11 protein-coding genes and 1 pseudogene are annotated in these 11,642 nt (G+C 64.1%); 2 read left to right on the top strand and 10 right to left on the bottom strand.

Translation table 11 applies throughout. The features are described 5' to 3' along the window. Position 1: 1 nt before the first annotated feature. From P9A17_RS07385 to P9A17_RS07375, 3 genes are all read right to left on the bottom strand, one after another. Positions 2 to 1,273, bottom strand: a complete 1,272-nt coding sequence (locus tag P9A17_RS07385; protein WP_278038645.1) for an MFS transporter — start codon at positions 1,271 to 1,273, stop codon at positions 2 to 4. 131 nt (positions 1,274 to 1,404) lie between these two features. After that, positions 1,405 to 2,262, bottom strand: coding sequence for a shikimate dehydrogenase (locus tag P9A17_RS07380; protein WP_278037903.1), 858 nt, complete (start codon positions 2,260 to 2,262; stop codon positions 1,405 to 1,407). A gap of 100 nt (positions 2,263 to 2,362) precedes the next feature. Then, the gene (locus P9A17_RS07375; protein ID WP_278037902.1) at positions 2,363 to 3,004 is read right to left on the bottom strand and encodes a TetR/AcrR family transcriptional regulator; all 642 of its coding nucleotides are present in this window, start codon (positions 3,002 to 3,004) and stop codon (positions 2,363 to 2,365) included. A 519-nt stretch (positions 3,005 to 3,523) separates the two neighbouring features. Between P9A17_RS07375 and P9A17_RS07370 the strand changes: the two genes are divergently transcribed. Next, on the top strand, positions 3,524 to 4,513 hold the full coding sequence (locus P9A17_RS07370) for a GGDEF domain-containing protein (RefSeq protein ID WP_278037901.1): 990 nt from the start codon (positions 3,524 to 3,526) through the stop codon (positions 4,511 to 4,513). Here P9A17_RS07370 and P9A17_RS07365 read toward each other — a convergent pair. The 6 genes from P9A17_RS07365 to P9A17_RS07340 form a co-directional block, all read right to left on the bottom strand. Beyond that, the gene (locus P9A17_RS07365) at positions 4,510 to 5,124 is read right to left on the bottom strand and encodes a 5'/3'-nucleotidase SurE (RefSeq protein WP_278037900.1); all 615 of its coding nucleotides are present in this window, start codon (positions 5,122 to 5,124) and stop codon (positions 4,510 to 4,512) included. The two genes, P9A17_RS07370 and P9A17_RS07365, sit on opposite strands and share 4 nt — an antisense overlap. A 13-nt stretch (positions 5,125 to 5,137) precedes the next feature. After that, positions 5,138 to 5,494, bottom strand: coding sequence for a ClpX C4-type zinc finger protein (locus P9A17_RS07360; RefSeq protein ID WP_278037899.1), 357 nt, complete (start codon positions 5,492 to 5,494; stop codon positions 5,138 to 5,140). Positions 5,495 to 5,556: 62 nt separating this feature from the next. Continuing rightward, positions 5,557 to 7,155 (bottom strand): MFS transporter, encoded by a 1,599-nt coding sequence (locus P9A17_RS07355; RefSeq protein WP_278037898.1) that lies wholly within the window; start codon positions 7,153 to 7,155, stop codon positions 5,557 to 5,559. A gap of 127 nt (positions 7,156 to 7,282) precedes the next feature. Beyond that, a complete protein-coding gene (locus P9A17_RS07350) occupies positions 7,283 to 8,491 on the bottom strand; it encodes a cytochrome P450 (RefSeq protein WP_278037897.1) in 1,209 nt (402 codons plus the stop codon). Continuing rightward, on the bottom strand, positions 8,488 to 9,117 hold the full coding sequence (locus P9A17_RS07345; RefSeq protein WP_278037896.1) for a TetR/AcrR family transcriptional regulator: 630 nt from the start codon (positions 9,115 to 9,117) through the stop codon (positions 8,488 to 8,490). The genes P9A17_RS07350 and P9A17_RS07345 overlap by 4 nt, the downstream gene beginning before the upstream one ends. A 31-nt stretch (positions 9,118 to 9,148) precedes the next feature. After that, positions 9,149 to 9,559, bottom strand: a complete 411-nt coding sequence (locus P9A17_RS07340) for a nitroreductase family deazaflavin-dependent oxidoreductase (RefSeq protein ID WP_278037895.1) — start codon at positions 9,557 to 9,559, stop codon at positions 9,149 to 9,151. 556 nt (positions 9,560 to 10,115) lie between these two features. Between P9A17_RS07340 and P9A17_RS07335 the strand changes: the two genes are divergently transcribed. Further along, positions 10,116 to 11,468, top strand: coding sequence for an alpha/beta hydrolase (locus P9A17_RS07335; RefSeq protein ID WP_278037894.1), 1,353 nt, complete (start codon positions 10,116 to 10,118; stop codon positions 11,466 to 11,468). Between the two features lies 1 nt (position 11,469). Here P9A17_RS07335 and P9A17_RS07330 read toward each other — a convergent pair. After that, positions 11,470 to 11,565: pseudogene (locus P9A17_RS07330) on the bottom strand (pyridoxamine 5'-phosphate oxidase); the annotation flags it as partial. Positions 11,566 to 11,642 lie beyond the last annotated feature (77 nt).

Below are 11,642 nucleotides of genomic sequence, written 5' to 3'. Positions count from 1 at the left end.
CTCAGTGGTCGACGAGTGCGCGGGCGTCACCGGAAGTCCTGACACCCAGCTGCGCGGTCGGCACGTCCTTGGTCTCCTTCGCCGTCAGCGCGGCGCCTGTTGCGATGAGGCAGACAGCCGCTGTGAAGACGCTGATCACCACCCAGCCGCCTTCCTGCACGCCGCCGAGAGCGGTCACGATCGCGGGGGCGAAACCGGCGACCAGGAAACCCAATTGGGTGCCGATGGCCAAGCCGGAGAATCGGACTTGAGTGGAGAACATCTCCCCGTAGAACGACGGCCAGACTGCGTTGGCGGCAGCGTAGCCGAACGAGAAGGTGGCGGCCGCCAGCGCGAACATCACGAAGGTGTTGTCGCCGCTCATCGACAGGAGGTAGAAGGGCATCAGCACCGCGGACGACAACGCGCCGTAGATGAACACCGGCTTGCGGCCGAAGCGGTCAGCGAGCTTTCCGAACAACGGCTGCGTTCCCAGGGCCACCAGGTTGGCCACAACGACGAGCCACAGCGTCTCGTCCGAGTCGAGCCCCATCTCCTTGCCGTACGCGATGGCCAGATTGGCGAACACTGTGGACACCGCGGCGATCATCGCGCAGAAGATCACCCTCAGGACGTCGCGCCAGTGGTTGCGCAGCAGCGGCGCCAGCGGCATCCGGGCGATGGTGCCGGCGGATTTGGCTTCCTCGAATTCCGGCGTCTCGTGTAGACGGCGCCGGATGAAGTAGGCGACCACGACGACGACGGCGCTGAGCCAGAACGGAACTCGCCATCCCCAGCTGTAGAGATCTTCGTCGGGCAATGCCACGATCGGGATGACCACGAGTGAGGCCAGGATGAGCCCGCCCTGGGTTCCGGTCAGTGTCCAGGAGGTGAAGAATGCTCGCTGCCGATCGGGTGAATGTTCCAAGGTGAGCGAGCTCGCACCGGCTTGCTCACCAGCCGCGGAAAAGCCCTGCAGCAAGCGGCAGGTCACCAGGAGGATCGGCGCGAGGACACCCACTGTCTCGTAGGTGGGCAGGCAGCCGATCGCGAAGGTCGACGCACCCATGAGCAGCAGGGTGAACATCAGAACGTTCCGCCGGCCGATCCGATCGCCGAAGTGGCCGATGACGAAGGCGCCGATCGGTCGGGCGATATAGGCGACGCCAAGCGTGGCGAAAGACTGCGCCAGCGCTACCGTCTCGTCCCCTTCAGGAAAGAACACCTTCGGAAATACCAGCGCGGCAACGAAACCGAAGACGAAGAAGTCGTAGTACTCGACCGCGCTGCCCATGAAGCTGGCAAGTGCTGCTTTCTTCGGCGTTCGATCGGGTGCGGCCGTTGGCGCCCGGTCGGGCGGGTTGTTGTCCAGGACACTCACGATTTCCTCCTCGGTTTACTGCTGTGCGGTTGGAGCGTCGGTTCTCATGACGCGAGTTCGCGGAAGTGCCGCGACATGCGATCACTGTCGGGGGTGATGCCGGTGATCAGCTCGAAGGCAGTGGTCGCCTGGTGTACTGCCATGTGGCCGCCGTCGACCGTGCGGCAGCCGGCCTCGCGCGCTGCGATGAGCAGCGCGGTGTTCAGTGGCCGATAGACGATGTCGGCGACCCAGAGACCGGGATGCAGGAGCTCTTTGTCGAACGGCAGGCCCGGGTGATCGGCCATCCCGGTCGGCGTGCAGTGCACGACACCGTCGCTGTGCGGCAACAGAATTGACACCTTGTCGAACGCTGACGCTTCGACTCGCGCTCGACGGTGCCGGGCACCGAGTTCGCCGGCCAGGCCGGCAGCGCGGTCGACATCGAGGTCGACGATTGTCAGGTGCTCGGCGCCGAGATCGAGCAGGGCATGGCCGACGGCGGCACCGGCCCCACCGGCGCCCATCAGCGTCACGGATCGTGTTGCAGCGTCGGGCAATCCCTCTCGGAAGCCGAGGGCGAAGCCGGGGGCGTCCGTGTTGTATCCGACGGTGCGATCCGCCTCGAAGATCACTGTGTTGACCGCACCCAGGGCTGCCGCTTCATCGTCGAGTGCGTCGAGGTGCGGGATGACCAGCTGCTTGCACGGGTGCGTGATGTTGAGTGCGTCGAAGCCGAGCGCACGCGCCCAGGTCAGGATGTCGCCGATCCGCTCAGGCGCGAGGCCGACGGCGTTCAGGTCGATGGTGCGGTAGACGTAGTCGAGGCCGTGGGCTCGACCCTCGGCCATGTGGAGAGCCGGCGTCAGCGACGGGCCAACGCCCTGTCCGACGAGACCGACCAAGAATGGGCTGCGTTCCACGGTACACCGTCCTGCTTAATGTACTAACTAGTACGTTCACTATTGAGTACAGCACTGTGGCCTACGTCTCGTCAAGAAGAAAATGTGAGGCGCGCCGTGATCAGCGCGTGGTGAGCCAGCCGACCACGACGTCACCGATCATGCGACGCAGACGAGCGTGCACATCGGCCTCGGTGAAATCCACATCGAACAGGAAACCGAAGGTGTAGCGGTTCGCGACCTGGAACACGCAGTACGAGCTGATCACGAGGTGGACGTCGAGCGCCTCGACGTCTGCGCGGAAGACTCCCTGCTCACGCCCCCGCGCCAGAATCTCGTCGAGCAGCGACGTCGCCGGCCTGGACATGCTGCGCAACGACTCCAGACGACCGATGTACTCACCCCGGTGGATGTTCTCGATCGCCACGAGTCGGATGAAGGCCTGGTGGTCGAGATGGTGGTCGAAGGTGAGCTCGGCCAGGCGACGCATGGCATCAACCGGGTCGACATGTTCGACCTGCAGCCGCTGCTCCGCCTCGCGGATCCCGCGGTAGGCGTTCTCCAGCACGGCCATGTACAGGCCCTCTTTGCCGCCGAAGTAGTAGTAGATCATCCGCTTGGTGGTGCGGGTACGCTCGGCGATCACGTCAACCCGTGCGCCCGAGAACCCCGACTCAGCGAACACTTCCGTTGCCACGGACAGTAATTCGGCGCGAGTGCGATCCTTATCGCGCAGCAGCTCGGCACGGGGCTCGGCGGTCACGATGCAGAGTTTACTGAGTGGGCGATTGCACGAACACGCTCTCGGCGCTGAACCGACGCGCGCTGTTTGCCGCGGCCGGCATCGCCGTGACCGTGAACGCCCGAGGCCAGCTGCGCCCGCGATCAGCGGACTGCCACGCTGCCATTGCATTGCGCGTGTGCGCTTCTCGATGCTTTTGCGATCCGTCGCTATCGCACCTCAGCCGTTGCGGCTGAGCAGGATTCAGCGGTTTTCAGCGAGACTTCGGTTGCGAATTCCGCCACCTTCTCGCGCGAACACTAGCGCCCTGTGCGACGGCTGAGCGAATCACCGATCGTGCACATCCGTTTCTCACCGGATTGCCACTGCGCGGGCCGAACGTAACCTACTATGGTTTGCTGGGGAGCGTTGAGACGATGGGCGGGGGCGGCAATTTCCCAGGTAGGACGGGTGCTCACGCTGCTCCGTGGTGCTGATGCCTTCGATAGTGTCTCGGCGCTTCTGCGCCGTCGCCGACTGGTGCGCCAAACACAGCTCATCATGGCAATGATCGCGTCGATCTCGGCACTCGTACCGTTGACGATCCTGCTGACGTCCGGCTCGTACACGCTGCTCGGAATATCCCTGAGCGTGTTGGGGCTGCTATTCGCCGTTGGCACCACAGTGTTCTGGTTGACGCGGTGGCCGACCCGGGTGCAGTCCGAAGCTCTGGCACTGAGTGGAATCGCCTTCATCGCGTGGTGGAGCGTCGCACAACCCTTTTCGACGACAGCCGCGTTGGCCGGCGGAGTTCTCGCAGTTGCAAGCGGTTATCTCGCGCTCTTCCATGGCCCGCGCGCCGCCACCGTCGGAGGATTCGCGGCCGGGGCGGTTGCGGCATACACAGCGTTTCGGCTCTCCAACGAGACTGACCCGACCACCGCGACCACGACCTTCTGGCTGATGATGTTTCCCAACGTCGCCGTGCCTGTCACCGCGGCCGCGCTCTCGCGTGCCCTGAGGATCTACGCGATGCGCGCCGACGAAGACGAGCTCACCGGGTTGTTCAACCGCCGTGGCTTCGTCGATGAGGTAGAGCGCATCCTGCACGAATCATCACAAGTGGACGGCAATCCGACGGACCAACTGAGGTTGGCCGTCTTCATGATCGACATCGACAACTTCAAGCGGATCAACGACACCTACGGGCACGCCGCGGGCGATCAGGCCATCCTCGCCGTGGCTCAACTGTTGCGGCGCCAGGCTCCGCTGCCCGCTGTCATCTGCCGGTCGGGCGGCGAGGAATTCCTCATCGCGGCCGTCACTCGTTCGGACACGGTGGCGATGGCCCGTCGCATCTGTGCCGCCGTGGTCGACCTCCCCGTGGGCATCACCGCGAGCATCGGCCTGTCGGCGTCGGCGGTGGACGAACTTCGCGACCGTGACCCCAGATCGATGGTGGCCGCCCTCATCGCTGATGCCGACGCAGCGATGTACGAGGCAAAACGCCAAGGCGGCAACGATGTTCGACTTGCACCGCGATGCCCCTAGTTCCCCGGCAATTCTTGAGATCTCGACGCCAGCCACCTCTGAACAAGGTCGCCGTCGTCCGCCGCAACGGACTGCAGTGCCGTCAACGTCGGATGACCGGCGACCAGCAATGCGCTGTCGGTGCCTTCCTCTGGCTCGTCGGACACCTCGACTTCGGTCAGGTGAAGATCACCGTCGCGGACTTCGTCGACGCGCATCTGGACCTCTCCTCCACGAGCTAAACTGGCATGGCGCAGAGGGCGGAGTTCGGCTGCCGGACGATCGGGAACGTTGAGGGACAAGGCCGTTCCCTCTGGAGCGTGGAGTAGCAACTCCAACACCGGCCCCACCAGCTGGACCGCGCTGTCCCAATGCCGCTCACCGGTCGGGTGCAACGCCAGATCGAGCGACACCGCCAGTCCCCTGGTGTCGTTGATCTTCGCAGTCAGCGCCGCGCCGACAGTCCCCGAGTGCAGCACGGCCCGACCCACATTGCCGCCGTGGTTGATTCCCGACAGCACCAGATCGGGTCGCGGATCGAGCCATCCGTTGAGTGCGGCAGCCACGATGTGCCCGGGCTGCGCGTACACCGCCCAGGCCTCGACGCCGTCCAGGCCTGGCAGGTCGCGCACCCTGTCTGTTTATTCAGTCCACGGTGAATCGTTCCCAGGCTGACTGGCGGGTCACGCCCAACTCAGCCGCGATCCGAGACCACGTGACTTTTCGCTGCCGGAGCTCCCGGACCCGCGCCCGCAAGTCTTCCTCGACGCTGGCTTTGGTCGCCGCAACCCGCGGAATCTGACTGAGCAACTCTTCGTCACAACACGCCTCGCGATGACGACGACGAAAGCCCTCCACCCCAAGGCGACCCTCCAGGATCGAGACACATTCTGCGATGCAGACCTCGCAGATATAGACGCCAAGACCGGCGACGACCTGCGCCCGCGGGCGGGCTTCGCCGCAGAACGCGCAATACCTCGTTTCGGCCATCGTGGCGCCCATGAGCTATCTCGTCTGGGCCGGGCGGACGGATCCGACAAACTGACGCGGGCGGGTCATTGTCGTCATCGCTTGCGATGCCGGCCAGATCGCCGGGCCCGCTTGGCGTCTCGCTGATCGCCTTCTCCGGCGTGCTCGCCGAACCTCCCCGCTGTAACCATCGGCTCGCTCGTTTCGTGCCGTCTGCGCAAGAACGTCCATTGCCGCCCGTCACGGCCGGGAGCCCATAAAGCCATGAGCATGGCACCGGCGGCAAGGGTGATGCTGAGAACGGTAAGAGCCTGTTCCATCGCGTGCCCGAAGGCCGACTCGGCTTGCTGGATGAGTTGAGCACCCGCTGGGCCCATCTGCTGACCAGCCGCGAGAGCCGAACCCAACGAATTGGCAGCAGCATCACGCAGCTCGGCCGGGGCAGAGCTTAGGTGCGGCATCAACGCGTCGCGATACCCGGCCGCGAGCACCGAACCCGCGACCGCAATGCCAAGCGCGGCACCGACTTCCCTCGTCGCGTCGTTGACCGCGGAAGCCACACCCTGCTTCTCGTCCGGAGCTGCGTTCATGATCGCACTGGTCATCGGAGCCATGCACAGCCCGATTCCGGCCGCATTGATCAGCATCGGGCCTGCCAGATCGAGGTAGGTCGAGTTCTCATCGACCGCTCTCATCAGCCAGAAGCCGATGGCGTTGAGCAACAGGCCGATGCTCGTGGCGGCCCGCAATCCAACCTTCGGCAAGGCGAGATGCATGGTCGCGCCCAGAACAAGCATTGGCACTGCGAGCGGGGATAAGGCAAATGCGGTCTGGAGGGCCGTGTAGCCCATCACCAGCTGTAGTAGCTGCATGACGACATAGAAGAAGCCGAAGAGCGCGAAGAAGAGAAAGGTCAATCCTGTTGCGCCGGTGCCGAAGGCCGGTGAGGCGAAGAGGCGGACGTCGAGCAGTGGGTGGCGCGTCCGCAGTTGCACCCAGGCGAACAAGCTTGCCAGCACGACGCCGCCTGCAAGTAAACAGAGAACGAGGACGTCGTCCCAGCCTCGGGTCGGCACTTCGATGACACCGAGCACGAAGACGGCGATAGCGGTGCCGATGAGTACGGCACCCGCCCAGTCGACGGGTGTGGCGCTGTCGTCACGCGACGACCCGATGGAGCAGGTGAGAATGCCCAACAACAGACCGCAGCCGGCCAACCCGTAGAACAGTGACGGCCATTCGAAGAACATGAGAAGCAGTCCCGCACCGAGCATGCCCAGGATGGCCCCACACCCGGCTACTCCGGCCCACACGCCGACCGCCTTGTTTCGCTCTGCCCGCGGAAATGCTGATGTGATCAGCGACAACGTCGCCGGCATGATGAGCGCCGCACCGATGCCGGCGACGGCGCGCGACGCGATCACCTGCCAGGGATCGTGCCAGATGACCGGTGCCGCAGAGGCAAGCGTGAAGATCGCCAGGCCGACCAGTAGGGCGCCGCGACGGCCGTAGCGGTCGCCGAGGGCGCCCGCGGGCAGCAGCAGGCAGGCCAGCGCCACGGTATAACCATCGACGATCCACGTGAGCTGGGTCTGAGTCGCCGATGTCTCGACCGCAATGTCTGGCAACGCAGCGTTGAGTGCAACCATGGAAGCCAGCACCAGCACTACCCCCGCGCTCGCCACGAACAGCACCCAGCGCTGACGACGCGGTGAAAGATTTGGGGACTCGATCCGGCCACTGTCCGAAACTGTCAGCGCCGGATCGACCTGTGGTGTATCCATCATCGAGGTCTTTAGAATTCTCCGGGTTCTGGCCTGCTCAGCGACGCCGCGTGACCCGCACGGGGAGGGAATCGATGCCGATCCCGACGTTGTGGACCGGACCGGCACCGGCCCACACGGGCGGCCCCATGAGCTCAATCCGATAGCCGTTTGCGATCGCGTCGAAGACCACTTGGATCTCCTTGCGGGCCAGGTTCGCGCCGAGGCAGTAATGTGCTCCTCCCCCGCCGAATGACAGGTGCGGGTTGGGTGATCGGTGGATGTCGAAACGAAACGGGTCGTCGAACACGGTCTCGTCTCTGTTCCCCGACGGATACCAGAACACCACGCGTTCCCCTGCCGCCACGACCTGATCACCGACAGTCACGTCTTCGGTGGCGGTTCGGCCGAAGAGGAGCACCGGACTCGACCAGCGAAGCACCTCATCGGCGGCCGAGAGCGAAAGGCTTCGGTCCGAAGCGATCTCGTCGAACTGGTCAGGTCTGTCGAGCAGCGCGATAAGCCCCTGTGTCAACGCATTTCGGGTGGTTTCACTTCCGGCGACGGCAAGGATGAGAAAGAACATGTCGAGCTCGAAGCCGTCGAGCTGGTGTGCCAGTTTCGTCCATACGTCGTCGGTCGGATTCGCCCGCTTGGCTGCGGAGATGCGTTGCGCGTACTCGAACAGTTCGACCTGCAGCCCGAGCCGCTCCTCGTCCGAGTGGCCCGAATACGGATCAGCAGTCTTCAGCAAGCGGTCGGTGCGCTCGAACACCCACGCCCGATCGTCCTCGGGGATGCCGACGATATCGGCGATCAGATGCATGGGCACCTGATAGGCGATGTCCGCCACAAAGTCGACGGTATTCCCTTGGGCCGCAGCAAGAATCCGCTCGGTTCTGGACGCGATGCGTTGTTCGAGTCTGCCGATCATGCGCGGCGTGAACTCTGAGGTGATGATGCGGCGCATCGTATTGTGCTCGGGCGGGTCCAGCGTGAGGATGGTTCTGCCCTGGGAGATCAACGGGTCTTTTCCGACCATCGGCCCATCGGTGGCAGCGAACGTCTTCCAGTCGCGGTTGGCTTGCTGAATCTCGGGATGGGTGACGATCGACCAGAATTCCGTCGACGGAACACCCGGGCGTCCTTCGACAACGGGGTGCCGGTGTACCGGTCCGCGGCGGCGCAGCTCCGTGAACACTTCGTGCGGAAATCCATTGCGATACAGTCGCGGATCCGTCAGATCCACCTCGACAGCTCGAGTCAAAATCCCTCCTTGGAACTCGGTGAGCAGCTTTGAGTGGCTTGGCCGATGAGGGTTCGCACAGCGGAAGCATCGACTGCTTCACCGAGGAGCAGACGCCGATACAAGAGCCCACCCGCCACCATCTGGACAAGCGCGTCAGCGTCGGTCGAACTCGCAATCTCACCGGCTTGACGGGCACGCTCCACGGCGGCCACGGCCTGCTGACGGGACCTGGTGGCGAATGTTCGCAAGGTGTCGCGAATCGACCCATCCGTGGCGGCCTCGACGAGCAACGCAGGCAGTAGCGCGTCCAGGTCCGGCCGCGCCAACATGTCGGCGATCGGGAGTACAGCCGCGAAGAGGTCCTCGGACAGCGAGCCGGTCTCCGGCACTTCGACCGGTTGGGTGATGGACGACGCGGCGTAGTGAAACAGTTCGGTTTTGCTCGACCAGCGCCGGTAGATCGTCGCCCGACCTACACCGGCGCGGGCGGCAATCCCCTCGATTGTGGCCCCAGTCCACCCTTTTGCGCCCACCTCGGCGATGGCTGCACTCACGATGACGTCATCGAGACGCTCATCGCGCGGCCTCCCACGACGAACGTCGCGGCCTGTTGCCACTGAGGTCCCGTCGCTACTCACCGCCATATGGCAATACTGGACGCCTAAGTTCCGGAATTCAAGAGTCTCGTAATAATCCGCTACCGTCGATCTTCGTCAGCACCAATGCGGCTTCGTCGTAGGGAAACAGGCGATAGAACAACCGGGATGCGGGCGAGATGAGTGGAGCTGCATCAGCCTTATCCGTGAGCCGCGGACTCCCCAGTGCGACGACCGAGCCCCGCTTACGCAGTGCCGTTGGGCCGCCGGCAAATACGTTCTTCAGCCAGTCCGACTCAGGCCCGTAGCCAATAAGGACGACGAATCCGTCTTCGGTTTTGAAGACGAGGAGGGGTGTTCGGTACTTTTTACCGGATCTGCGTCCGATGTGTTCGAGCGTTCCCAGATACGGGAGCCAGGGCGCAATCGGCCGAGCCGCGGGATTGGTGAAACGCCGATTGAAGATCGCCACGGCACGGGGCATACGCATGGAAGTCCTTTCGCAAAGGTGACTTGTTCTGCACTTGTTCGCGGGACCCCGCTTTCCACGCGTTCGCTTTCATGCATGGCGTCGCGTTTTTGCCAGGCCCTGGCTCAAGGAGCGACCGGCCGAACGAGGCGACGTATGCGAGAGCATCGTCGATGTCGAAATCCGCCCCTCCTCGCGCAGTCAGGTCTCCATCAGCCACTTGGCATTGTCGGCCAGACTCGCTTGGCGCCCTTCCTGTTCGTGAAAACGGTCAGTCGTCGACCGGCGAACAGACCGGTGCCGTCCCGTACTGAACAGTTCGAGCAGAATTCTACCGAGCGGTCCAAAGCCCGGTAGATGGCCGCCGCGCTCGTGGCCGGAACGCGGCAGGCCTCGGCAACCAAGCGCCTGATGGGGTGTCCGGAGTCGAGTGGTGAGGCGAAAAGAAGTGTTCCACAACGGATCTCCAGCCCGCCGACGCATCGGCGCTGCGAACGCGTCGACGACTGCGCGGAGCCGGGTATCGCAGGATACTGCTACGGTCCTAACAGTTGTTCCGCGTCGTGAGGAGATTTGCGTGGCAAAGGCCTCCTTCCTGCAGAAGCTCGCCGTAACGATGTGCGCACTCACCCGCAGCACGGACCTGGCTGCCCGCTGGACCGGGGCTACGCCATTTCTGCCTGCCCTGTTCGTGCTGCGCTACGCCAACATGGGCGGTCTCGACCGCGCCCTGTTCGCCGAGCAGATCCGCGCTGCACGGTCCTTCCGCGACGACCGCTGGTGCAGCTATTGGAACCGCACCGCGGAAGCCCAGGCCAATCGCGCCACCGATCTGTTGCGCGCTCTGGCCGGTCCCAACTCCGCGGACGTGGCCGACCTCACCGACCCGAGCACCCCACCGGTGCCCCTCGATGGGCTGACCCCGTGGATGGCCTCCGCTGCGGCGCTGTTCGCTGATCACGGGCCACAACCAGACCCGTGTGCGCTCGCCGCGATCGTCGACGAGTACGTGCCCACCGAAGATCGCGAACCAGTCACATTGGCCTTCAGCGTAATTGACGCATGGGTGAAGGCGATCACGTACTATCAGGTCAGCGCCTTCCCTGGCCACGACCCTCAGCGGTTGCAGGCTTATTGGCGTTCCCGGCACCTCTTCGATCGGTTGGTCGAGGTGGTGGTACCTGCGCTGGGACTCAGCGTCGCACACGTCGACATCCCGCTCGCAGGCGGTGACGCCGTCCGCGGCTACCTCGTCGTACCGCCCGGACCGGGTCCCCACCCGGTGGTGCTGACAACCAACGGCCTGGAGGGCACCGTCCAGGAGTTGGCGATCCCGCAACTTCGCTACCGCGATTCGGGTATGGCGATGTTCGTCATGGAGATGCCCGGCAGCTACGCCTACACAGATTCGATGCGCCCGGAGTCCCAAGCGGTCTACCACCAGGTAATCGACTACCTCGCCTCCGACGAACGGCTCGACGCAAACCGGATTGCGATGGTGGGGGTCAGCTTCGGCGCCTACTGGACCGCGCGCGTGGCCGCCACCAGTGGCCGATTGAACTGTGCGATCGCCTGCGGGGCGCCAACACACCGGTCTTTTCATGGTGGCGCACTTGGCACACCACAGATCATCTTGCACGCACTCGCCAGGACTGTCGGTGCGGTTCACCCGATCGACCTGGTAAAGAAGCTCAGGGCTTTGTCTATCCGAGATCTGTACCAGGACATCACAATTCCGCTCCTGGTGATCAACGGAGACCACGACACCCTGATGAGCACCCAGGACAGCCGAGACCTCGCCCGCGCCGCACCGAATGCCACGCTACTGCTCTATCCCGACGACGATCACTGCGCGATGGGCCACTACCGCCAATGGCTGGATTACTCCCAGCGCTGGCTTCTGGAAAACCTCAACGCCGCCGTGGTCTAGAAACGTGCACCGCAAGAGGCGCTCGATCGGGGCGTTCGAGGGCGATCACCCCGACGTGTAAATCGGCCAGGTACCGCTCGCGTTCGGTGCCGGTCATCTTCGGCACTACGCGACCAATTGCGTGGAACGTGACGCGATTCCCGACGCCACGAGAGGCGGGGGTCCATTGCACAC

The organism is Mycobacterium sp. 236(2023) (assembly GCF_029623955.1).
Classification (GTDB): domain Bacteria; phylum Actinomycetota; class Actinomycetes; order Mycobacteriales; family Mycobacteriaceae; genus Mycobacterium.
This window is presented reverse-complemented; position numbering and strand designations above follow the sequence as displayed.